Annotated in this window: 19 protein-coding genes; 15 read left to right on the plus strand and 4 right to left on the minus strand. The window is 56.1% G+C overall.

The genetic code is table 11. From position 1 onward, the window contains the following. The first annotated feature begins 111 nt into the window (after nucleotides 1-111). From F1C16_RS00315 to F1C16_RS00325, 3 genes are all read left to right on the plus strand, one after another. A complete protein-coding gene (locus F1C16_RS00315) occupies nucleotides 112-3,327 on the plus strand; it encodes a TonB-dependent receptor (protein ID WP_185282413.1) in 3,216 nt (1,071 codons plus the stop codon). A gap of 13 nt (nucleotides 3,328-3,340) precedes the next feature. Then, nucleotides 3,341-4,804: a RagB/SusD family nutrient uptake outer membrane protein gene (locus tag F1C16_RS00320; protein WP_185282414.1), complete on the plus strand. Its 1,464-nt coding sequence runs from the start codon at nucleotides 3,341-3,343 to the stop codon at nucleotides 4,802-4,804. Between the two features lie 98 nt (nucleotides 4,805-4,902). Beyond that, nucleotides 4,903-6,162: a glycosyltransferase family 2 protein gene (locus F1C16_RS00325; protein ID WP_185282415.1), complete on the plus strand. Its 1,260-nt coding sequence runs from the start codon at nucleotides 4,903-4,905 to the stop codon at nucleotides 6,160-6,162. Here the strand turns inward: F1C16_RS00325 and F1C16_RS00330 are convergent. The 3 genes from F1C16_RS00330 to F1C16_RS00340 all read right to left on the minus strand — a co-directional run bounded on the left by F1C16_RS00330 (nucleotide 6,082) and on the right by F1C16_RS00340 (nucleotide 8,761). Continuing rightward, nucleotides 6,082-6,762, minus strand: coding sequence for an SAM-dependent methyltransferase (locus F1C16_RS00330; RefSeq protein ID WP_308461644.1), 681 nt, complete (start codon nucleotides 6,760-6,762; stop codon nucleotides 6,082-6,084). The genes F1C16_RS00325 and F1C16_RS00330 overlap by 81 nt on opposite strands. A 123-nt stretch (nucleotides 6,763-6,885) precedes the next feature. Beyond that, nucleotides 6,886-7,614 carry a PIG-L deacetylase family protein gene (locus F1C16_RS00335; RefSeq protein WP_185282416.1) on the minus strand — a complete coding sequence of 243 codons (729 nt, stop codon included), beginning with the start codon at nucleotides 7,612-7,614 and terminating at the stop codon, nucleotides 6,886-6,888. Beyond that, nucleotides 7,607-8,761, minus strand: coding sequence for an acyl-CoA dehydrogenase family protein (locus F1C16_RS00340; RefSeq protein WP_185282417.1), 1,155 nt, complete (start codon nucleotides 8,759-8,761; stop codon nucleotides 7,607-7,609). The genes F1C16_RS00335 and F1C16_RS00340 overlap by 8 nt, the downstream gene beginning before the upstream one ends. Nucleotides 8,762-9,029: 268 nt before the next feature. Between F1C16_RS00340 and purH the strand changes: the two genes are divergently transcribed. The 8 genes from purH to F1C16_RS00375 all read left to right on the plus strand — a co-directional run bounded on the left by purH (nucleotide 9,030) and on the right by F1C16_RS00375 (nucleotide 18,356). After that, nucleotides 9,030-10,556, plus strand: coding sequence for a bifunctional phosphoribosylaminoimidazolecarboxamide formyltransferase/IMP cyclohydrolase (gene purH, locus F1C16_RS00345; RefSeq protein WP_185282418.1), 1,527 nt, complete (start codon nucleotides 9,030-9,032; stop codon nucleotides 10,554-10,556). Nucleotides 10,557-10,902: 346 nt separating this feature from the next. Continuing rightward, nucleotides 10,903-11,928: a rod shape-determining protein gene (locus F1C16_RS00350; protein ID WP_185282419.1), complete on the plus strand. Its 1,026-nt coding sequence runs from the start codon at nucleotides 10,903-10,905 to the stop codon at nucleotides 11,926-11,928. A gap of 93 nt (nucleotides 11,929-12,021) precedes the next feature. Beyond that, complete coding sequence (locus F1C16_RS22890) at nucleotides 12,022-12,207, plus strand: hypothetical protein (RefSeq protein ID WP_258048979.1); 186 nt, start codon at nucleotides 12,022-12,024, stop codon at nucleotides 12,205-12,207. Continuing rightward, nucleotides 12,191-12,946, plus strand: a complete 756-nt coding sequence (mreC, locus tag F1C16_RS00355; protein WP_258048980.1) for a rod shape-determining protein MreC — start codon at nucleotides 12,191-12,193, stop codon at nucleotides 12,944-12,946. Before F1C16_RS22890 ends, mreC begins: the two co-directional genes overlap by 17 nt. Then, nucleotides 12,943-13,476, plus strand: a complete 534-nt coding sequence (locus tag F1C16_RS00360; RefSeq protein WP_185282420.1) for a hypothetical protein — start codon at nucleotides 12,943-12,945, stop codon at nucleotides 13,474-13,476. Before mreC ends, F1C16_RS00360 begins: the two co-directional genes overlap by 4 nt. Nucleotides 13,477-13,685: 209 nt before the next feature. After that, entirely contained in the window at nucleotides 13,686-15,518 is a 1,833-nt protein-coding gene (gene mrdA / locus F1C16_RS00365) for a penicillin-binding protein 2 (protein ID WP_185282421.1), read from the plus strand. Nucleotides 15,519-15,661: 143 nt separating this feature from the next. Further along, entirely contained in the window at nucleotides 15,662-16,921 is a 1,260-nt protein-coding gene (gene rodA / locus F1C16_RS00370; protein WP_308461645.1) for a rod shape-determining protein RodA, read from the plus strand. Between the two features lie 52 nt (nucleotides 16,922-16,973). Next, entirely contained in the window at nucleotides 16,974-18,356 is a 1,383-nt protein-coding gene (locus F1C16_RS00375; protein ID WP_185282422.1) for a hypothetical protein, read from the plus strand. 22 nt (nucleotides 18,357-18,378) lie between these two features. Here the strand turns inward: F1C16_RS00375 and F1C16_RS00380 are convergent, their stop codons facing one another. Beyond that, the gene (locus F1C16_RS00380) at nucleotides 18,379-19,518 is read right to left on the minus strand and encodes a hypothetical protein (RefSeq protein ID WP_185282423.1); all 1,140 of its coding nucleotides are present in this window, start codon (nucleotides 19,516-19,518) and stop codon (nucleotides 18,379-18,381) included. Between the two features lie 33 nt (nucleotides 19,519-19,551). Between F1C16_RS00380 and F1C16_RS00385 the strand changes: the two genes are divergently transcribed. The 4 genes from F1C16_RS00385 (at nucleotide 19,552) to recO (ending at nucleotide 24,084) form a co-directional block, all read left to right on the plus strand. Next, nucleotides 19,552-19,878 carry a 2Fe-2S iron-sulfur cluster-binding protein gene (locus F1C16_RS00385; RefSeq protein ID WP_185282424.1) on the plus strand — a complete coding sequence of 109 codons (327 nt, stop codon included), beginning with the start codon at nucleotides 19,552-19,554 and terminating at the stop codon, nucleotides 19,876-19,878. Nucleotides 19,879-20,197: 319 nt separating this feature from the next. Further along, entirely contained in the window at nucleotides 20,198-20,824 is a 627-nt protein-coding gene (locus F1C16_RS00390; protein ID WP_185282425.1) for a thymidine kinase, read from the plus strand. A gap of 84 nt (nucleotides 20,825-20,908) precedes the next feature. Further along, a complete protein-coding gene (locus F1C16_RS00395; RefSeq protein ID WP_185282426.1) occupies nucleotides 20,909-23,263 on the plus strand; it encodes a T9SS type A sorting domain-containing protein in 2,355 nt (784 codons plus the stop codon). Nucleotides 23,264-23,361: 98 nt separating this feature from the next. Then, the gene (gene recO, locus F1C16_RS00400) at nucleotides 23,362-24,084 is read left to right on the plus strand and encodes a DNA repair protein RecO (protein ID WP_185282427.1); all 723 of its coding nucleotides are present in this window, start codon (nucleotides 23,362-23,364) and stop codon (nucleotides 24,082-24,084) included. The last annotated feature ends 126 nt before the right edge of the window (nucleotides 24,085-24,210 follow it).

Raw genomic sequence — 24,210 nt, forward strand, 5'->3', positions numbered from 1 at the left:
AAATTTGTTCGTTTAAATGAAAAAATTATCGTTAATCTATTGTGTTGTTATGATTATGACCTTTATTAGATGAATTCATTGAAATAATATCAACCAACAACACAAGTACACATGAGGAAAGCATTACTCTTGTTACTACTTACAGTATTCGTATTAGCAAGTCACGATTTGTGGGCGCAGGTGCGAACTATTACTGGTAAAGTAGTAGGCTCGGATGGTTCGGCATTGCCGGGCGTGACCGTCGTTGTAAAAGGGGGTGGTCAAGGCACTTCTACTGATGCGGAAGGTAGTTACTCGCTATCTATACCTGCTAATGCGAATACACTAGTGTATTCCTTTATTGGCTATGATAGCAAAGAAGTTGCTGTTAGCGGTCAGTCTGCCATTAACGTAACACTTGCCGCAAATACTACCGGTCTTGACGAGGTAGTAGTAGTTGGATACGGCACTCAAACCCGGCGGGAACTGACGGGTTCAGTAGCTACTATATCTGGTGCAGATGTAGCACAACGCCCCGTGCAAAGCTTCGAGCAGGCCATGCAGGGCAAGGCGCCCGGCGTGAACATCACTACTCCTAACGGAGTACTGAACAACCCACCTGTAGTTCGCATTCGGGGTGTAAACTCCATTTCGCTTAGCTCATCGCCCTTGTATGTAATCGATGGGATTCCTACCTACAGCGGCGACAACTCTGCTACCAACGCACCTAATAACCCTCTCAGCAATATTAATCCCAATGATATTGAAAGTATTGAGGTGCTGAAAGACGCAGCAGCAGCAGCTATCTATGGTTCGCGGGCCGCCGGTGGCGTTATCCTTGTGACGACTAAACGTGGTAAGAAGGGCCAGAGCAAAGTATCGCTCGATTCGTGGGCTGGCTGGACAAAGCCAGTGCGCTTATACGATGTGCTGAGGGCTGAGGATTATATGATGATCAAGAACGAAGCCGTGCGCAATTTGAATGCGAACGTAGGCAATGGTCGAAACATAGAAGGATTCCGCCCTTCAACCGATGCGGATGGTAATCTGGTTGATACAAGATGGTACGACAATGTATACCGGACTGGCTTCTCAACATCCAACTCAGTGAATTTCTCAGGCGGTACAGACAAGACGTCTTTCTACGCTTCTGTAGGATATACCAATCAAAAAGGTATGCTACAGAATAATGAGTTTAAGCGGACGTCAGCTCGTGTAAACGTAGACCACAAAGTATACAAGACGTTTTCTGTTGGTGCTCGGATTGGCTATTCGAACAATTACAATAGTGCGCCTAGTACTGGTTCGATAGAGGGTTCTGCATTTGGTACTGCTGGCTTAGGCCGTTTGCCACTGGTACTACCTCCCAACGTATCGCCATACAATCCTGATGGTAGTTACAATGTATTTAGAGGGGGGCTTGGTGCAGGTGCCAACATAAATCCTACAAGCTACACTGCTTCTAACCCCAATGGTAGTCCTCTGAATTTGTCCTACTATAATCTGGTAGTAGATTTAGATAACAACTACTTCACATCGGAAAACAATCAGATTCAGGGTAGTGTGTACGCTAACTGGGAAGTTATACCGGGTCTTAATGTGCGGACTACCTATGGTATTGACAACATAGGATACGAAGACAAATCATTCCAGACACGTATTGCTGGTGATGGTTATGCTGAAGAAGTACTTGCCGATGGTACTATCCGAAACATTGGGGGCTCTGCCACTAACTACTACCGCACAAACAAGCGGTGGAGCTGGCAGAACACAGCACAATACGACCGCTCTTTTGGAGAACATAACGTTTCATTGCTTTTAGGTGGCGAGCAGCAGCGAACAGAATCTCAACGGTGGGGTGCCAGCCGCAGCCAAGTAGCAGATGACTTCTTTGATACCTACCAAGGTAATTTTACTAATATTTCGGCAGCAGGTAACTTTCAGAACGAAAACTACTTAGTGTCGTATTTCAGCCGTTTAAGCTACGACTTTGCTAAAAAGTATCTGTTTTCCATCAACGTTCGGCGTGATGGCTATTCGGCTTGGGCAAACAAGTGGGGAACCTTCTATGGTAGTGGCCTAGGCTACATTATTTCGGAGGAAGACTTTTGGAAAAACTCAGGATTATCGAATGCAGTTAGTTTCCTGAAGTTTACAGGCAGCTACGGTGAAGTAGGTAATAGCCAGGGTATTGGTGATTTTGTGTCTTTAACTACTTACGGATCAGGATTGTATGGTGCTAATCCTACCCTAGGGTATAGCAACGCTGGCAACGTAGCGTTGACTTGGGAAACTAGTAAGAAAACGGATGTGGGTTTTGCATTCGGCTTGCTACAAGACAAGTTACAAGGCGACTTCTCGTATTATCGCAACAACGTAGATGGCCTAATTCTGAATGTGCCGCAAGCTCCATCAAAGGGCATACCGGGCAACTCTATTGCTGCCAACGTGGGCCAAATGCGCAACACAGGCATTGAATTTAATATAAAGGCCAATGCATTTCAGAAACGAGATTTTAGCTGGGTGATTAGTGGTAACATAACCACGCAGAAAAACCGTGTATTGGCTCTGGCAACTGAAGGCCAGCGATTAGCAACGGCAACTTCTGGCTTGGAAACAGTCAACTTTACAGAGGTAGGTCGTTCCGTGGGTGAACTTCTTGCGGTTCCTTCGCTTGGGGTGAATCCTGCTAATGGTCGTCGTATAGTTCGAAAAGCTGATGGGACAATTGCCCAATACGAGCATGGTGGTTCGGGTTGGACTACCTTGGAAGGTCAGTCAACGGCAGCACCAAACCAAGCAGTAGATGGAGTATACTATGGGCCAGTATTGCCCAAATGGTATGGCGGTATTGATAATAGTTTCCGCTTCAAGAACTTCGATTTTAACTTCTTTATTCAGTACTCAGGCGGAAACTATATTTATAACGGCTCAAAAGCAGGCCTGCATGACCAACGTTTCTGGAACAACGATTCAGATATTTTAGACCGTTGGACCCCAGAAACTCCCAATGGCAAATGGCCACGGGTAGTATTCAACGATAACGTATCGAATGGATCGGCTCTAGCTATTTCGGAGAACGTGGAGAAGGGGGACTTCGCTCGTTTGCGCAACGTAACGCTAGGATACTCGCTCGCCCCTACGCTCGCTAGCCAGATAGGTATTGCTAATGCGCGCCTTTACGTGCAAGTGCAAAACGCTGCCTTGTTAACCAAGTATTCCGGTATCGATCCAGAAATTTCGAGTAACACTGGATCCGGACAAAGCAGCAACACTGGTGCAGGCGTTGACCGCAACACTGTAGGGCAAGCTCGTACTTACACGGTGGGCTTTAACATTGGTTTCTAAATACAGCTTCCGAATGAAAAATTCTATAAAGAATGCAGCAACAGTAGCATTAGGTGCCTTGTTTCTGGCAGCGGGTGCTACATCTTGCAAAGACGAATTACTGGATCCACTACCTCAAACGCAGTTTGTATCTGAGGTGGTATTTAACACCCCTACCCGCATCTCGTTGCAGGTAAATAACCTATATGCGTACATAAAAGCGGGTGGTTTTTACGGTGGACGCTACATTGTGTATGGCGATGTTCGGGCAAATGATTTTATCAATCAGACGACTAACTCTGTCACCGCTTTTCAGGTATGGAATCATACCCTAACAGAAACATCATCGAATGATGTAGTTAGTTTATGGAATGCCGCTTACGCAGCTATCAACCAAATCAACGTTTTTTTAGCAGGCTTAGAAGCAAACACTGCTAAGTACATAGCACCTACTTTTCCTGCTGATTTCGCAACCACAACAGTAGTGCAATATCAGGCAGAGGCGCGGTTGCTACGAGCCCTTAGCTACTATTCTATGCTTCAGTTATATGCGCGTCCTTACATTGATGGAGAAGGTAGTAAGCCTGGTTTGCCTTTGCGCTTACAAGCTGAAACGGGACAAGGCAACAACGATTTAGCACGTAGCACAGTAGCCGAAGTATATGCGCAGATAATAGCAGATCTGAATTTTGCTGAGGAAAATCTACCTCTTACGTATGGTAACGCTGCCCTGAACGTAACTCGGGCGCATCGGAATACAGCTATTGCGCTGAAGACACGGGTATACCTGACGATGGGACAATACGGCAATGTGATTACGGAAGCCAATAAAATTGTTTCAACGACGTCACCTTTTACGGCAGCCAGTGGGGTAAATCATGCGCTGAACCCTTCTATCGTTACTGTATTCGCGCCTCCACAAACCACGACAGAAAGCATTTTGTCCTTTCCTTTCACAGCCCAAAATGCACCAGGGACGCAGAACCAGCTAGGCTTTTACTTCAACCGCGAGTTTAGCCTTAATCCAGATGGTATCGTTGGTAACACTACTGCTTGGCCTGCTACAGATGCACGTCGCGTTAATTTTGTGACTACCTCGAACAACCTGCCCTACCTTGGTAAGAAATACCCTACTGGCTCACCTTATACAGACAATGCACCCGTCATTCGTTATGCCGAAGTGCTATTAAATTTGGCAGAAGCTCGTGTGCGTACAACTACCGCAGGGGCTAGTGACCCACAGGCATTGGCTCTGCTCAATGCTATACGTACTCGTTCTAGCAGTCCTGCTTATGCACAAGCTACAGTAGAAAATATTTTGCAGGAGCGCCGTATTGAGTTTCTGGGTGAAGGCATTCGGAACATCGATATTATGCGTCTGAATGCCACAATTCCAGCAAAAGGGACTGTAAAGGCTATTGCCCCATCTGATAGAATATATGTGTGGCCAATTCCACAAACTGAAACATTAACTAACGGGCTTATAACGCCTAATTAATCAATTCAGGTATTGTGAATTTGAAAGCAGCTTTCTCACTAGTGGGAAAGCTGCTTTTGTTTGTAGCCACAGATAAGAAATCCGCGTAGAGTACGCTGATGACACCCGTACTACCCTCGCGCTTCCATGCTGCCCCTGAGGTAGCTGCTTCGCCTCTGTTGTTCGACTGTGGGCTGCTGACTGTTCCACCCCGACCTGAACTGCGCTTTGCCGTTATTATCCCGGCTAAAGATGAAGCCGAAAACCTGCCTGCTACCCTAGCTGCGCTGGCTACGCAAGTGGATGCGCAGGGGCAGCCGCTACCTCCTTCTAGCTACGAGGTAATTGTGCTGGCCAATAACTGCGAGGATGCCACCGCACACGTAACCCGGCAACTGGCACAAGCCTACCCACAACTGGTGCTGCACGTAGTAGAACGCACCCTACCTCCCACTGAGGCGCATGTGGGAAAAGCCCGGCGCCTGCTGATGGATGAAGCAGCCCGACGTCTGCGCAGTGCGGGGCGCCCGTATGGCATCATTGCCAGCACCGATGCCGATACCCGCGTTGCGCCTACCTGGCTGGCCAGCATTGCTGCCGAAATAGCCGCGGGTGCTGATGCCGTATGCGGACGTATTATGGCCGAGGCACCTACGCAGCGAAATTGCCCCGTGCGGCGCTACCACTTGCGTGATGCAGCCTACCGCTTGCTGGCAGCGCAGCTGGAGCACCTGATTGACCCCAATCCGGTGGATGCGTGGCCGCGTCATCACCAGCACTTTGGCGCCAGCTTCGCCCTTACGGTTTCGGCTTATGAGCAAGTAGGGGGACTGCCGGTGGTGCCCTATCTGGAGGATGAAGCCCTGTACCAGGCACTGTGCAACCACGATTTGCGCGTGCGACATAGCCCTGCCGTGCGCGTGACCACCTCGGCGCGCCGTGAAGGGCGGGTGGCAGTGGGTTTATCCTGGCAATTGCGGGAATGGGCGGCGCTGAGCGAGCAATTGCAGGAACCTCTGGTAGCCAGCGGACCACAACTAGCTACTCAGTGGCAGGCTCGTCGGCAGCTGCGGCAACTCTGGCAATCATTTAAAAACGACGTGTCTTTCTCGGGCGCCGTGCTCAGCCCTACCCTGCACACCGTCAGCACGAGGATAGCCGATATGCTTGGTCTCACCAAAAAGACGCTGTGCCAGGCCATTATGGAGGCTACCACGTTTGGTGCATTGTGGCAATGCGTACAGCAGGAGCAGGCCACCCGCCAGCAATGGGCACAACGGTGGCCGCCGATTGCGCTGTCATCTGCTCTTGCTGAACTGCGGGCGTTGCTGAAGCAGCATACGCCATTGGCGATTGAGGCGGCAATGAGTAAAGGGTAGCCTTACCGCTTCTCCAATAAGTCCAGGCGGTAGGTTTCTTGGTGCTGGCCATGCACGTGGCGCAAGGGGCCATTGGCCTCGGCTTTTTGCAGAAAAAAACTCGTGCACTTCGTCGCCGGTCAGGGGGTAGTCGTGCACGGGTGGAGTCCAGTGCACCAGCAGCAATTGTCCGCCAGGGGGTAGGGCTGCCAGGAGCTGGTCGGCGGCGCGGGTCAGGTCTTCGGGCGACCAATAATAGCCTACCTCCGACACCATAATCAGATCGAACTGCTCTTGCGGGAATTCTTCCGGCACGCGCATCAGCCGAAACTCCACCTGAGGCAACTGCGCGCACCGTTGCCGGGCGCGTTGCAGCGGGGCTTCCGCTACATCCACAGCCAGCAGACGCCCACACCGCGGTGCCAATTGCTCCGTGAGTACGCCCAACGAGCAACCGATTTCAAAAGCCCGGTCATAGTGCGGGCGGGGTAGGGCGGCCAGCGTGGTAGCATATTTCTCCCGCTCGTAGGGGCTGGTTTCGAACTTCCACGGGTCGTCGTTGGCCCGATACACATCGTTGAAGTAGGCAGGGGGTAGGGTATTAGGCTGATTAGGGTTCATAGGAGTAGAGGTTGGTTTATTGCTCGCAGGGGTTCGCGGAAGGAGGCACAGCACAAAGGTTGGCATAGCGCATACGTCAGCATACTGCGAACCTTTATGCTGTGCCTCCCTCCGCGAGAAACGTCATTCGTCAAAATACACTTCGAAAGGCTGCGCGAAATGAGCAAGCATTTGCTGCGAAAGCAGAAAACCGCTGGGGTCGTCGTCGATAACGCCGGGGGCAAGTTGGGAGCGGTGGGCTGCAATAGCGGCCTGTTTCTGAGACAGTACGGAGCTGATATCCAGGCGCCAGCCGGTGGCCTCGCCCGACTGCGGCAAATCTTCCGGTGCGGCGCGCTCCCAGGCCCACACCACGTACTCTACCCGACGGATGGGCAGGCCCGCCAAAGCCGCGGCTACCAGTTGGCTGGTGGCCCGGTGGTCGGGATGAGGGTCGCGGCGCCAGGGCACGAGCACGGTAGCAGGCTGCACACGCTGAAGGTAGGCACGCAGGGTAGCTACGGCCTCCGCAAAACCTGGCTGATCGGGGGTAGGGACGGCGCTATCGGGAAGGTCCAACAGCAATAGATCATCCGTACTGACGCCTAGCAATGCAAGCGCCTCGCGTAGCTCTGCCTCGCGCAGTGCTTGCCGGGCCGCGGCCGGAAACTTCACCGAATGGGGGTGCGACATCGTGCCATCGCTCACCAAAACAGCATTTACTGGTACGCCCACCTGCCGCAAAAGCGCCAGCAACCCGCCGCATCCCAACGACTCATCATCGGGGTGGGGCGCTACCACCACAGTGGAACCAAGGGTAGGCGCAAAATCAGCCGGGCGGAGGGGTAGCGAATCAAACGAAAACTCAGCCATGCCACAACGAATAAGCAGGGGTGGTAGAAGCCAGCGCAAAGCGGCCCGCGTCGGCTAGAGCGGCATCGGGGGAGGGTTGGCGCAGGTAATGGGTCAGGTCGCGGTGGAGGCGCTCGAAGGGCTCGGGGCGGAGCAGGCCGCGGGCTCCCACGCACCGCTCGGCCAATTGGAGCGTCCGCAAGCATATTTCTTCGATGGCCGTGCGCACCATGTTGGCGTAGGCCACGGTGGTTTCGGCGGCTTCCGTGGCGTGGGGGCGCATGGCGTGCTCGGCGGCGGCGCGTAGCCAGTGCTGGCCGCTTTCGATGAGAATAGCCAGCTCGCCCAGGCGCTGGCGCTGGTAGGGGTCGTCGGTGCGACCAGTTTTTTGTAGGAAGTGGCGGGTTTCGTCAAATACAGCCTCAGCCCCGCCCAACTGCACGGCCGCAAACCGGATGGCGCCCCCACTAAACCACGGCTGGCGATAATAGTCGCCGGGCTGGCCCAGGAGGTCTTCGGCACCCACCTCTAGTCCCGTGAAATCGACCCGAAAACTAGCCGAAGCCCGCATCCCGAGTGGCTGCCAAAACGATTTATCCAGCTGCGGCACTTGCGCATCGGCCGGTAGCACCAGCATCTGCCAGCCACCATCGGGTAGGGCACCCGTGAGCAGCGGGCGCGTGACGTGGCCCGCGCCCGAGCCAAAGGTTTTGCTACCCTGCAAGCGGTAGCGACCATCGGGGAGCGGTTCCAGCTGCACGCCGTCGTGCGCTTGCGTATTCCATACCCCAAACAAATGCCCGGCCGCTGCGTCCTCGGCCCAACGCGCTACTTGCTCCGTGCGGCCAAAGCGCTGGGCCAGTTGTAGAGCATTGGCGTGGCCTTCGTACACGCGCCCTACCGCCAGATTGCCGCGCCCAATGTGCCGCAGCGTGCGCAGCAAGGGTAAGGTTTGTGAAGCCGCTGCCAAATCCTGTCCGCCGAGGTGGGTGGGTAGGGGAGCCGTGAGCAAGCCGGCCGCACGCAGCCAGTCAAACTCCTGTTCCGGAAAGCCACCTTCCTGGTCGGAAGCGGGTGCTTGGGCCGCTAGGCGCGGGGCCAATCGGGCAGCGGCGTCTTCGGCAGGTGTGATTTCTTCGGTGGTAGGGAAGGGTAGGGGAGCAGACATGCAACAGAAATAGCGTGGTAGTGAACATGTACTGTATTTGAATCCGGGGTGTTGTGCTTGCATGAAAAGTAAAGTCGTTAGTACGTCATTCCTCAGCAAGCTCGGAATGACGTTCTTGTATATTTTATGAAAACGGATGGAATTTGCTGCTGATTATGAAGGGGTTACTGTGTGCTTAACAATTCCGTAACATATAGGGCGCCGGGGTGCCCGCTTGCCGTGGCTACCTTCGTGCTGTCATTCACACAGTCCGCAACCAACCCCTACCATGTCGCAGCCGATTCGTTCCGCTCTCGTTTCTGTTTATTACAAAGACCGCCTGGAGCCGCTGGTGGCCCTGCTCAAGCAGCACGGCGTGACCATCTACTCTACGGGAGGCACCCAGCAGTTTATCGAGGAGCAGGGCGCCGATGTGACGGCCGTGGAGAGCCTGACGGGCTTCCCAGAGGTGTTTGGGGGCCGCGTGAAAACACTGCATCCCAAGGTGTTCGGTGGCATTCTGCACCGCCGCCACGAGGCCAGCGACTTGCGGGAAGCCGAGCAGCACCAGATTCCGCCCATCGACCTGGTGGTGGTAGACCTCTACCCCTTCGAGGAAACCGTGGCGTCGGGTGCACCCGAGCAGGACATCATTGAGAAGATTGACATTGGGGGCATTTCGCTGCTGCGTGCCGCCGCCAAAAACTTCCGCGACGTGCTGGTGGTGAGCAGCCGCGACCAGTATGAGGCCGTCACGCAGCTACTGACGGAGAAAAACGGCGGCACCGACCTCGAAGACCGCCGGCAGTACGCCGCCGCCGCTTTCGCTGCCACCGCGCACTATGACACGGCCATTTCCGGTTACTTCAAAGAAAAAGCTAATAGCCAACAGCTATCAGCTAATAGCTCCCAGGAAACGCCGCTACGCTACGGCGAAAACCCGCACCAGGCCGGCACATTCCGCGGCGACCTGGATGCGCTGTTCGATCAGCTTCACGGGAAGCAGCTCAGCTACAATAACTTGGTGGATGTAGATGCGGCCGTGCTACTCATGCAAGAATTCCAGCAGGGTAAGCCTGCCTGTGCTATTCTCAAGCATACCAATGCCTGCGGCGTAGCCCAAGCCGATAGCCTGCACACGGCCTACCTCAATGCCCTGGCCTGCGACCCGATATCGGCGTTTGGCGGCGTGATTATCGTGAACAAGCCCGTAGACGAAGCCACGGCCCAGGAGTTGAACAAGCTGTTCTTTGAGGTGCTGATTGCGCCCGAGTTCGACGCGGCGGCCCTCACGGTACTGCAAAGCAAGAAAAACCGCATTCTGCTGCGCCAGAAGCCTGTTGATTTCCCGCAAAAGCAGGTGAAAACCTTGCTGAATGGTGTGATTGAGCAGGACTTCGACCGCGCCATCGAAACCGCCGACGACTTCAAAACCGTCACCGACTCGGCGCCTACCCCCGAGGAAACCGAAGCCCTGGAGTTTGCCCTGAAAGTGTGTAAGCACACCAAGAGCAACACCATTGTGCTGGCCCGCGCTGGCCAATTGCTGGCTTCCGGGGTAGGGCAGACGTCTCGCGTAGACGCCCTCAAGCAAGCCATCGAAAAAGCCCATGCCTTCGGCTTCGACCTGAAAGGTGCCGTGATGGCCTCCGATGCCTTCTTCCCCTTCCCCGACTGCGTGGAAATTGCTGGCGCAGCCGGCATCCGGGCAGTGGTGCAGCCCGGCGGTTCCATCAAAGACCAGGATAGCATTGCGGCTTGCAACCAGCTTGGTATGGCCATGGTGATGACCGGCGTGCGTCACTTCAAACATTAGAAGCTATTTGCGTTACGGACCGCACGGTGTAGAGACGCAAATAGATAACCTTAAACACCCGAACGGTCCTGCCGAGCTTGCCGACGCAGGACCGTTCGGGTGTTTTTAGGGTAGTCGGTTTGCTGACCAGTATGCCTGAGAGCGATTATTTCGGGTTGGAAAGCGGGTGCTACGCCGGTGTAGCAGATTCTTCGGATAGAAGGATTCTGGTATTAAACTGAAATAATTGGGCCATGGCGCCGCACGGCAATCCTATGTCTATAGTAGGGCTTCGCGGAAACTTGCGTACTTTTGCCCCACTTTTTCCGGTGCAAGACGCCCGGTTTCATCTACTTGCCGTCACTCAATGGGTTTCTTCAATTTTCTGACCAGCGACATCGCCATGGACCTGGGCACGGCCAACACGCTCATCATTCACAACGATAAAGTCGTGGTGGATGAGCCGAGTATCATTGCAAAAGACCGCACGACCAATAAAGTAATAGCCGTGGGCCGACAGGCGCAGCAAATGCACGAGAAGACCCACGATAACATTAAGACTATCAGGCCGTTGAAAGACGGTGTAATTGCCGACTTCCACGCTGCCGAGGAAATGATTAAGGGGTTGATCAAGATGATTGACACCCGCACGCGCCTGTTTCAGCCCTCGCACCGCATGGTAATCTGCATCCCGTCGGGCATCACGGAGGTAGAGAAGCGCGCCGTACGTGACTCCGCGGAGCACGCCGGCGCCAAGGAAGTCTGGATGATTCAGGAACCTATGGCCGCCGCCATCGGCATCGGCATCGACGTGGAGCAGCCCATCGGCTCCATGATTATCGACATTGGGGGCGGTACCACCGAGGTAGCCGTTATTGCCTTGTCGGGCATCGTGTGCGATCAGTCGATTAAGACGGCTGGCGACGTGTTCAACCAGGATATTCTGGACTACATGCGCCGCCAGCACAACCTGCTGATTGGTGAGCGTTCGGCTGAGCGCATCAAGATTGAGGTAGGCGCTGCCCTCACCGAGCTGGAAAACACGCCCGCCGACTTCGAGGTGCGCGGCCGCGACCTGATGACGGGCATTCCGAAGGTTATCAAAGTGACTTCCTCGGAAATTGCCATTGCCCTCGACAAATCGGTGGCGAAGATTGAGGAAGCCGTGCTGAAGGCGCTAGAAATCTCCCCGCCCGAGCTGTCGGCCGACATCTACGAAAACGGCATTCACCTGACCGGTGGTGGCGCCCTGCTCCGCGGCCTCGACAAGCGTTTGGCTGCCAAGACCAAGCTGCCCATTCACATTGCCGAGGACCCGCTCCGCGCCGTAGTACGCGGCACCGGCGCTGCCATCAAGAATATTCAGGCTTTCAAGAGCGTACTGCTTACTTAATTATGAATTAGAAATTATGAATTAGGAATGATGGTAGGGCGATGCATCAAGCTAAAAATTCCTAATTCCTAATTCTTAATTCCTAATTCAACAATGAGAAACCTCTTTGCCTTTTTGTTTCGCTACCGGGGCATCCTCGTGTTTGCGCTGCTGGAGGTATTGAGCGTTTACCTGCTGATTCGCAATAGCGCCTACCAGCGGGCGGCGTTTTTTCAACTCGGCCAACACCTATGCCGGACAGCTGCTGGAATGGCGTACGCAGGTGTCGGAATATTTTGAGCTGGCAGCGGTGAACCAGAGCCTGGCCGCCGAAAATGCAGCCTTGCGCCAGCGCCTCTACCTGTCTGACCTGGGTAGGCGCGTAGCCGATTCTCTACCCATCCGCCGCGACAGTCTTGCCCAGGTGCGCCTGCTGCGCACGGGCCGCCCCGATTCGCTGGTGCTGGGCAACCAAGCCCTCAGCAACAACGACCCTAGCTACCCCCTGATTCCGGCCAGGGTAGTAAACAATAGCTTGCGCGACGTGGATAACTATCTGACGCTGAACGTAGGAACGCTCGACCAAGTGCAGCCCGGCATGGGCGTACTGGCCGCGAGCGGAATAGTGGGTAGGGTGCAGTCGGTGAGTGAGCACTACGCCCGCATCACGTCGCTGCTGCATTCCAAAACGGCTATTTCGGCCAAAATTCAGCGCGATGGTACGTTTGGCAGCATCAAGTGGCAGGGCGACGACCCCACCCACGCCCTGCTCGACTACATTCCGCGCCAGAACAAGCTGGTGCGCGGCGATACGGTAATTACCTCCGGCTACAACGCTACCTTCCCGGAAGGGGTGATGGTGGGCACCGTCGACACCTTTACCAAGGAACCCGACAAGAACTTCTGGACCGTGCGGGTGCGGCTGGCAGTCAATTTCTCAAACCTGACCTACGTGTACGTGGTGCGCAGCCGGCCCCAGGCCGAGCGCGATACCCTGGAAACACACACGGGCACCGTAGTAGGAGGAGGGAAACGATGAGCATAGTCGGAACCATTGCGTGGCAGTTGGTGCGGTTTGCGCTCTTTGTGGGGCTGTACGTGCTGCTGCTCGACAACAGCAACTTCGTGCTGTTCGACCTGGGTTGGAATTTCTTCTATCTGGGCTTCCTGCTGTTCCTACCCATCGAAACGCCCATTGTGGTGCAGCTGCTGCTAGGCTTCGGGCTGGGCTTCACGGTGGATGTGTTTCAGGATACGGGTGGGCTGTATGCTGCCTCGGCTGTGCTCACGGCCTACCTGCGGCCGTGGGTGCTGCGCCTACTCACCCCCCGCGACGGCTACGACGCCGCCGACTCGGTGAATATTCACCAGATGGGCTGGCAGTGGATGATGGTGTACCTAGTACTGCTCATTGCTTTGCACCACATTGTCTTCTTTCTGCTGGAGTTGGGCAGCTTTCTGTCCATAGGCTTCACCATGGCCAAAATTCTTGTTAGCACCATCTATACCACGCTGGTAATGCTGATTGTGCAGCTGGTGTTTTTTCCTACCCGCCGCCGGTCGCGCTAGGGAGTAGGAGGCCCTGCGCCTACGCCATGGCTATGTCGGCACACGAAACTATCCGCTGCATTGATTGGTTTGCTCCATTTGTTTGGCGCGGGTAGGCAGCTCATCTGTGTGCACGCGCATTTTGGCTGGTTCTTACCGCCAATGGGGTTGTATCTTTGCGACGCTGCTTAACGCAAGCAGCGTGTCGTATCATTCAGATTTTCTTTGCTTTGCAATATTTAGAAGGACGCAAATACGTAGTACAGGCCATTTTCCTGGCTGTGGCAATGCTATTCGCGGGTCGACTCTTTTACATCCAGGTGTTGGATGGCAGCTACAAGCTGGCTGCCGACCGCAACACGTTGCAGCGCATCGTGAAGGTACCCTACCGCGGGTTGGTGTATGACCGCAACGGCAAGCTGCTGGTGCAGAACACGCCGGTATACGACCTGCTGGTGGTGCCCCGTGAGGTAAAGCAGCTGGACACAGTACGCTTCTGCCAGCTGCTCCAACTACCTATTGAGGACCTGCGCGCCGGCTTGCTGGCCGCCAAAAAATACTCGCGCGTAAAAGCCTCGCCGCTAGTGCAGAACCTGAGTACCGCCGAGTTGGCTTCCATCCAGGATAACCTGATTGATTTTCCCGGCTTCCGCATCGAAGCGCGCATGGCGCGGGCCTATGGCACCCAGAGCATGGCGCATGCCCTAGGCTATGTGGGGCCTATACCGGCCACCTGGGTAGACCGGGAAAAGTACGCCAAGTACCGCCCTACCGATTTTCTGGGTATCAGCGGCCTGGAGTCGTTTTATGAGAAGGAGTTGATGGGGCGCCGGGGCGTGCAGTACCGCATGGTGAACGTGCGCGGCATCGAGAAAGGCGCCTTCCGGGGAGGCGAGTTCGACACGCTTTCTGTGGCCGGCCAAGACCTGCATACCGGCATCGATATCGACTTGCAGCAATACGGCGAGATGCTGATGGCTGGCAAGCGTGGTACGGTAGTCGCCATCGACCCCAAAACTGGGGAAATTTTGGCCTTCGTGTCGGCACCAGCCTATGATCCGGCTATGCTCACAGGTAAGGGTTTGGGCAACCGTTACATGGAGCTGCTCAATAACCCTGAACGCCCCCTCATCGACCGGCCTCTCACGGCCATTTACTCGCCGGGCTCGGTGTTTAAGCTGGTGAACGAGCTAGTAGCCATGCAATCGGGCGCCGTGACGGCCAATACGGGTTTTCCCTGCAATCAGCGCCTGGTACGCTGCACGCACAACCACGAGTACCCCGGCAACGTGAGCATTGCCATCAAAAATAGTTGCAACCCGTATTTCTACCAGGTGATGCAGGCCACCGTGATGCGCGGACGCTCGCGCAACCGCTTCGAGGATTCGCGGTTGGGGCTGGCCGAGTGGAAGCGCAACGTGCAAACCTTCGGGCTGGGCGACAAACTGGGCGTGGATCTGCTGGGCGAGAAGAAAGGCCTGATTCCGTCGCCTGAGTATTACGATAAAAGCTATGGCTACCACCGCTGGACCTACAAAACGGTGTATTCCCTCAGCATCGGGCAAGGCGAGTTGCAAGTAACGAGTCTGCAAATGGCGAATATCATGGCCATTATTGCCAACCGCGGCTACTACTACACGCCGCACTTTGTGCGCAGCGTGGGTCAAAACGGGCCGCTACCCCAGTTCCAGGAACGCCACAAAACAAGCGTGGACTCACACTATTTCGAGCAGATTATTCCAGGGATGCAGATGGTGGTGGGTAGAGGCGGCACCGCTAGCCTGGCCAGCTTAGAGCAATTCGGCATCTCGATGGCCGGCAAAACCGGCACCGTACAAAATCGCCACGGCGCCGACCATGCTACCTTCGCCGCCTTTGCGCCGGTAGAAGACCCCAAGATTGCTATTGCCGTGTTTATTGAAAATGCAGGCTTTGGTGGTTCTTCGGCTGCACCCCTAGCCTCGCTGATGGTAGAGCGCTACCTACGCGGCAAAGTGGTGCGCAAGAAGTGGGAGGAGTGGCTACCCGGCAGCGCCGATCGTTTCGTGAAGCGGCACCATTAGCAGTAGAGGCGGCTTGCAGCCGCCTTGATGGGGCGTCCAGCTTTCTTCAACCGTTGAGAGGAAGGACACTCCAACTATTATTTCGTTGTGGATGGGTGGCTGCAAGCCGCCCCTACCCAGTTCTTTAGCCTCTCTATTTTCCATTGAAAACCCCCGCTCGTTACTCCCGCAGCATTGACTGGGTTACCGTGGGCATTTATTTGCTGATGGTGTTCGTGGGGTGGCTGAACGTGTATGCGGCTAGCTATTCGCCCGACGCGCCTACCCATGTCTTTGGCCTAAGCTTCGGGGAGTTGATGAACTTCAACTGGTTCAAGCAGATTCTGTGGATCGGAACGGCAGTGCTGCTCATTGTGGTACTGCTGGTGGTCGATTACAAAGCCTACGACACGTTTGCCTACGCACTCTATGCGGGCATGATTGTGCTGCTCATCGTCACGCCCTTTATTGCGCGACCTATTGCAGGCTCCCGCTCGTGGCTGGAGTTGGGGCCCGTGCGCCTACAACCCGCCGAGTTTGCCAAGTTTATCACGGCCCTGGCCGTGTCGCGCTACATGGCGGGTATCAACCTGCGCCACCAGAATTTTCGCGACCAACTGATGCTGGCCGTTTTCACGTTGCTACCCCCGTTGCTCATCATTGCGGCCAACGAGACCGGGCAAGCGCTGGTGTTCGGGGCCTTTCTGCTGGCGTACTTCCGCGAGGGTATGTCGCCGCTTATTCTGCTGTTGCTGGCAGCCGGCGGGGCTATCTTAATTTTGGCGCTGCTGGTACCCAAGCTCTGGCTGATTGGTTTTTTTACCGTGCTACTGGTGCTGGTGTTGGTATTCAACAACCGCTTGCTACGCCACCATTTACCACTCTCTATTGGTGTGTGGCTGGTGGTGATTGGGATGGTATTTGGAGTCGATTTCTTCTTTAATAGCGTTTTGCAGGAGCACCAGCGCAAGCGCATCGAAATCCTCATCAACCCCTCGGCTGACCCACTGGGGGTAGGCTGGAACGTGACGCAGTCCAAAATTGCCATTGGCTCGGGTGGGGTAGTGGGCAAGGGCTTCCTGCAAGGCACCCAAACCAAGTTTGACTTCGTACCTGAGCAAAGCACCGACTTCATTTTCTGCACTGTGGGCGAGGAGTGGGGCTGGCTGGGCTCCGTGGTCACCATTGCGCTGTTCATGGCCTTGCTGTGGCGCATTGTGTACGTAGCAGAACGGCAGAAATCGGTGTTTGGGCGCACTTACGGCTACTGTGTAGCCAGCATCATCTTCTTCCACTTCGCCGTGAACATCGGCATGACCATTGGGCTGGCGCCGGTGGTAGGAATTCCATTGCCGTTTTTTCAGCTACGGCGGCTCCTCGCTCTGGTCATTTACTACCCTACTGTTTATCCTGCTGGCCATTGATGCCTACCGCAAGCAGGATTTGGTTCGATAGGGCAACTGCAACTTCTACCCCATGATGTTCCGGCGCGCGCTTTCTCATTCCATATCGGCGCGCAGCCAGGTACCTACTTGGTTTTGGGTGGGTTTGGTAGCGTGGCACATGGTGTTCTTCGGTGTGCAGTTGCACCAGCGCACGTACTTCTTCCCCGATACGGACCGCTATAGAACGGAGGCTGTTAATATCAGGGAAGCGGGCGAGTTTTATGCGCGGCCTCTACCTGCCACGGGCGCAAAAAAGCCGCAGGAATATACCATCCGGCCACCAGGCTACCCTTTGTTTTTGCTTGCGTTGGACACGCCTAGCGCCCGTTTCCCCTTCGTGGCGTTGGTAGTTCAGAACCTTCTGAGCTTGCTCAACCTGGGGTTGCTGGCGCGCTGGCTGCACCGGTTTCGACTGCTCCCGGCGCAGTGGGGGTTTCTGTTGCTAGGCGTGTGTACATATCCTGCTCAGCTTATTTATGCCAACGTGCTGATGAGCGAGATGCTGTTGCAGACGTGCGTGGTGCTGCTATGGCTGAGCGCCGTGGCGGCCTGGGAAACCCAACAAATGCGTTACGCGCTGGCAGTGGCGGCAACTGCTACGGCTGCTATGTTGGTGAAGCCAGTATTCTACCCTTTCAGTATTGTGGTATTGCTAGTAGGCAGTTGGGCAGCGTTGCGTTGGCGACGGCTACCAGTAGCGGTAGTCGCTGCACTGCCACTGGCAGTGGCGTTGCTCTACCAAGGCTGGAATTACCAACGCACGGGCCTGTTTCATTTTTCCAGTATTGCCACCATCAATCTGCTGCATTACAATACGGAAGGCGTGCTGCGCCGTACCGAAGGAGCTGTCGTGGCCGATCATTTTATTGATACCGTCGAGGCTGAAGCGCATCGTTGCTACGCAACCTTTGCGCAGCAGCAACAGCATATTCGAGCCCGGAGCATGGCCGTCCTGTGGAAATATCCTGTCACCTACGCTCGTATTCACCTAACAGGCATGGTGAACTGCTTTCTGGACCCCGGCCGCTTCGACCTCGTTCATTTCTTTAAACTGCCCGGCCAAGAGGGTAGGGGCTTGCTGGGGCAATACACCGCCTATGGCTACAAAGGGATGGCGCGCTACATCTGGCGCCTACCCCTAGGGCTCTTGTCGGCACTGCTACTCGTAGCCGTTGGGAACGTGGTGCGCCTGCTGACATTCGGCCTTTTCCTCTTTCAAAGGCAGTACGCGCTCTTTGTACGGCTGAGTGCCGCTGGTATACTACTCTACGTTGCCTTCCTCACGGGGCCTTTGGGCGCTGCTCGTTTTGCCGTGCCTGTGTTTCCGCTGCTGGTAGTTGGCGCAACGCTGGGCAGCCGAAAGCTGTTCCTGATGCTACCGTCCGTCCGTAGCCCTGCCTCGTGCCTAAGGTAGGGGTGCGAGGCAGGGCTGTGGCTTAGGCAAACTTGCGGTCAATCAGCTTGAGCAGGCGCCCTACGTGCTCTTCCTTGCGGGTCCAGTCGTGCGATTTAGCCAGCGTATCGGTCACGTAGCGTTTGGCCGCGTCGGCGTCGGGTAGGGTGTCGAGGTGCTGAATGGCGGCGTGATACTCCATGTTCTCCCCGTTGAACAGCTCGTTGATAAAGCTGAATCGTTGGTTGATGGAAATGGCTTCCCGCAACGATTCCACGCGCGTTGGCTTTTCGGCTAGCGTTGCCGCGTGGCGCTCGGTGCGTAGCGTTGTGCTTAGGCTTGGCGCAGACGTATGTTCGCTCTTGAGCTTTTCGTAGAGACGCGCGGCCGGAACCTCTGGCGTAGATGCCGGCACCGGGGTAGGGGGCGCTGGTGCTACCGGTGGTAAGGCGGGCGGTGGTGTCGGCGCGGCCATAACCGGCGGTGGTGTCGGTGCGGCCATAACCGGCGGTGGGGTAGGGGCCGGGCGAGGTGGAGCCTCAGCCACTGGGCCATCCTCGCGCAGATCAGCAGCGGTGAGGGGTAGCAGGTTGCTTAGCTCTTCCACTAGCTTTTCCAGGGGCCGTTGGCGGGCGTGGTTGGCTTGCTGATACTGCTGAAATCGCTCTAGCACAAAGGTGCGCTCCAGGGGTGCGCCCTTCACCAGCGAGTCGATAAACGTTTGAAACCACGCTTTGTCTACATCAATGTAGCGCAGCGCGTCGTGGAGCTGCTCCACGGTCACGCTGGGACTGGTGCCCAGGATTTTACCTTCGAAAATTTGCTCCGGGTCGGTGGCGATGCCCAGCGTATCGGCCACGGCCGTAGCCAGCAGCGGCTCAAACGTGGCCCGGTTCAGCTTAATGCGCCGCGACAGGGTGTTCATGAACTGCGTGAGGGCCTGCCGCACGTCGGCGGCCTCGAAATCGAAGTAGGGGCTGCGCAGCCGGGCCATTTCCTGCGTCCACTGCCCTAGTAATTGCTGCACCACAAACAGATTGACCTGCCGGAGGGGTGTAAATTTCAGCACAGCGGGACCGTCCAGAGTAGCGTCGGGCTGGGCAAGGAAGTGCTGGTTGCACAGGTGTGCCGCCAGGCGGCGGCCGTATTGTTCGCGTTTCGCGGAGCTATATTTGTCCTTCATTGAAAGCCTTATTCAATGGCAATTTAGGGAAAGATGCCCATTCTGACTGTGCAAAATCTATTTGGTGCGGCCGTGCCGGTGCCAGCCGACGCTACGTTGCTAGCGGCCCTGCACGCCGCCGGCCACGACTGGATGCACGCCTGCGGGGGCCGTGGGCGGTGCACCAGCTGCCGCATTCAGGTTATAACGGGCTTGGAACTACTAACGCCGCCTACCGATGTAGAATTGCGCTACCGCCGTGCTGGCCGTCTGCTCAGCCACGAGCGTCTCACCTGCCAGACCCGCCTACCCACCGGCGAAGTGGCAGGCCGCGTGCCCGAAGCCACCAAGCTGCCGCACGTGCAGTATGGAGAAGGGTAGGTGGGTGTGGGGGTAGGAGGTAGGAGGGTGTGAGGTTGTGGGAGTGAGGATAGGAAGTAAGAGGTTTGTCATCCTGAGCGGAGCGAAGGACCTTATGCCAGTTGAACGACCATCCTATCAACGACTCGTTCCACCGTGATAAGGTCCTTCGCTCCGCTCAGGATGACAAACTTCTTACTTCCTACCCTCACTCCCACAACCTCACTCACCCCCTCAACTGCAAAAACAACGTTGTTGCCGCCTGCCGGCCAAAGTTGTAAATTTGACCGTTTGCCTCCAGGCAAATTCTCTTATTCACTCATTCATTCACGCATCGACTGTGTTCATCGAACCTCGCGTTGGCAATGGCCGCGAAGCGCCGCATCGGGGCTGGATTGAAGTGGTGGCGGGCTCTATGTTTTCGGGTAAGACCGAGGAGTTGATCCGCCGGCTCAATCGCGCCAAAATTGCCCGCCAGCGGGTCGAAATCTTCAAGCCCGCCCTCGATACCCGCTACCACGAGCACGATGTGGTGTCGCACAACGCCACCAGCATCCGCTCCACCCCCGTGCAACTGCCCGAAGAAATACTGCTGCTCGCTAGCGGCTGCGACGTGGTGGGCATCGATGAAGCACAGTTTTTCGACCACTCGCTGGTTGATGTGTGTAATCAGTTGGCCAACCAGGGCACCCGTGTCATCGTGGCTGGCCTCGACATGGACTATACTGGCAAGCCCTTCGGCCCCATGCCGGCCCTGATGGCGGTGGCCGAGTTCGTGACCAAAGTAAACGCCGTGTGCGTGTGCTGCGGCGAGGTGGCCGCCTACTCGTTTCGTATTGCGGCATCCGAGGCGCAGGTGCTGCTCGGCGAAACCGATTCGTACGAAGCACGCTGCCGGCCGTGTTTTCAAGCCGGAATGCAGGAGAAAGTGCCCACCACCCGCCCAGCTGCCCGACAGGAAAGCTAAGGGGTAGGTAGAAGCCGGCTGACCAATCGAAAAGCCCACAGCCAATAGCTACAAGCTAAAGGCGTAGTATGTACCTTGTTCCGCATGCGCCACCTCCTACCCACCCTGTGCTGTGTACTGCTTCTGCTTACGGGCCTGTTACCCCTGCCGTCTGCCTGGGCGCAGTCGGGCGTGGGCTATGGCGATTGGCAACTGCACCTACCCAGCAACCGCGCCAAGGCCCTGGCCGATGCTGGCAACCGCGTGTATGTAGCCGCCGAAGACGCCTTTTTTTATTACGATAAAGAGCTGAATACTACGGCTCTGCTCTCGCGTCGCGACGGCCTACACGATGTAGGCGTGCAAACCGTGGCTTACGATTCTCTGACGCGCCAGACACTGGTGGCCTACGCCAACGGCAACCTCGACGTGCTGCAAGCCGACGGCTCCATCCAGAACCTGACGGATATCCTGCGTAAGCAAATCACGGGTATTAAAGCCATTTACGGCATCTCTTTCAACAACCGGATGGCCTATCTATCGTGTAGCTTTGGGCTGCTGGTGCTGGATATGGCGCGGCTGGAAGTGCGCGAAACCTACACCACTATTGGTGCTGGCGGGGCTGCCGTGCAAGTGTATGCTACCACCGTGGCCGATGGCTACTTGTTGGCCGCCACATCGGGCGGCATCCTGCGCGGCTCGCTGGCCGCCAACCTGCTCGATTCTCGTGCCTGGGCCATCGTCCTACCCGCGCGCGCCGGCGACCCATACCGCACACTGGCTACGCAAGCCGGCACCGTGTACGCGGGCGTCAACGGTGACCAGCTCTACCGCTTCCTACCTGCTAGCCAAACCTGGCAGGCGGTACCCGGCACCAGCGCTGGCACCTTCAACCAACTCACCCCTTCGGCAGCTGGGTTGATCATCACCGATAACCAAAAAGTGAGCGTGCTGACTGCTGCCGGACAGGTTCGGCCGCTCGCTGCCGCGCCTGTTCAAAGCCCACGGGCGGCTTTGCGGGCGCGGGATGGCGCCTACTACGTGGCTGATTATCGCAATGGCCTCGTCCGCCTTGCGGCCGATGGGCAGCAGGCGGAGAGCTTTGTAAATAACGCCCCGGCCAGCTCCCTCAGCTTTGGCGTGTATAGCGATGCTCGTAGCGGCATCACCGATGTGTTCAGCGGCGGCTACCAGGACCGCTACCTGCAAAGCGACCTGTACGCTGGTTTTTATGAATATCATGATGGCCGCTGGGCCAATATCACATCAACCACCCTACCCGACCCTACGCAATATCCCAATCCCAAAGACTTGACCCACGGTGTGCGCACCGCCGACGGCACGCTCTTCGTGGGTAGCTATGGGCAGGGACTGCTGGAATGGAAGGGCGCGGGTAATTTTCGGCTGTTCAACCCTGCCAACGGCAACAGCCCGCTGCTGAGTGCCATCAGTAATCCGAACTATGCTCGCATCACAGACGTGGCCTTGGACGGCAACGGCGACGTGTGGGTGGTAAACCGCCACCAGCGCACCAACAATTCGGGCCTGTTCGTCTTTAGCCCTACCAGCAATACCTGGCGGACGCTGCCCTACTTCTCCGGCTCCGAAAACCTCGACCGCCTCGCTCTCGACGACGACAACGTGGCCTGGGCCACGCAGGCCCGCCAGGGCGGACAGGGCCTAGTGGCCTACGACCCCGCTACCGGCGCCGTGCGCTATTTCACGAGTGCTACCGCCCCCGATAACTCTACGCCGGGTCTCATCAATCTCTACGATGTAGTGAAGGACCGACGAGGTGCCATCTGGGTAGCCAGCGGCAGCAGTGGCGAAGTGGGCGTGGCCGTATTCGACGACCCCAGCCAAGCCTTCGACCCCAGCGCAACTTTTCGGGTGCCATTCCTGCGTAAGGGCGAATCGGATACCGGCTTTGCCATTTTACGCGGCCAAACCGTGCTGTGCATCGCCACAGATGGGGCCAACCGCAAGTGGTTCGGCACGGCCGATAATGGTCTGTGGCTGTTCAATGCCGATGCCGACGAGGCGCTGCTGCACTTCACCACCGACAACAGCCCGCTACCCTCCAACCGCATCAACGACGTATCAGTGAACGACCGCACTGGCGAGGTGTTCGTGGCCACCGATGCGGGCCTGGTGACGTACCGCGGCTCGGCCACCGTCACGGAAGGCAAGCCTGACTGTGTGAAGGTGACCCCTAATCCCGTTCGCACCAGCTTCACGGGTGAGGTAGGGATTTCGGGCTTGGTAAACGATGCCATTGTGAAAATAACGGACGTCACCGGCGCCCTTGTCTACCAAACCCGCGCCAACGGCGGCACCGTCACCTGGAATCTATTGGATAGCAACAACCGCCGCGTGCAGTCCGGCGTGTACCTGGTTCTTTCCTCCGACGCCGATGGCAAAAACGGCTGCATCAGCAAAATTGCGGTAGTAGAGAATTAGGAATTAGTCTATTCCAAAGGATGTTAAAGCAGATATCAAAAGCTTGCGCTCTTCCTAGTTGAAGGACGTGAGCTACTCTTACTCTTTTAAGTGAAATCATGCTCATCAAAACCCGCGGTATTGTTCTTAACTACATGCGTTACCGCGAAACGTCTATCATTGCCCGGGTGTATACCGAGCGGCTGGGGTTGCAGTCGTACGTGGTGAATGGGGTGCGCAAGGCTAAACCTCCCGGGCGTATTGCGCTGTTTCAGCCGTTTACGCTGCTGGATCTGGTGGCCTACACCTCGCGGCAGGGCGGCCTAACGCGCCTCTCGGAGTACCGTTGCGCTGAGTCCTACCGCAGCATTCCGTTTGATGTGCAGAAGAGTAGCGTGGTGTTGGTGCTGTCGGAAATTGTAGGACGGGTGGTGCAGGAAGAGGAAGAAAATGAGCCACTGTTTCATTTCCTGCACGACGCCTTGTTGGCCTTCGATCAGCAGCAAACGGGCTACGAAAACTTTGCCTTGATTTTCCTGCTGCGCCTGGCTTCCTACTTAGGGTTTGGGATAGAATCGGGACAGGAGATAACCACGCAGGTTGCCTTCGCCTCGGCGGTGCCTGCTACGGGTAGCGGCACCAGCACGCCTACCGTGCTGCGCTTCCAGGAGTTTGACCAGTATTTCGACGAGCTATTGCACGACCCTACCCACGCCACAGTGCCCAATGGCCGGGTGCGCCGCGAGCTGCTCAATCTGCTTATTCGTTACTACCAGCTCCACATCGAACACCTGGGTGATGTCCGTTCTCTAGCCGTGCTATCGGAAGTGCTGGCGGAGTAGTGGCGAAGTTGTGAGATGGTGAATGAGTAAAAAATAAGTCTGTCATCCTGAGCAAAGCGAAGGACCTTCTCATGTTAGAACGATTTTCGTCACAACGACTCGTTCTAACATGAAAAGGTCCTTCGC

The sequence above is a fragment of the Hymenobacter sp. NBH84 genome (assembly GCF_014217645.1).
Lineage (GTDB): Bacteria > Bacteroidota > Bacteroidia > Cytophagales > Hymenobacteraceae > Hymenobacter > Hymenobacter profundi.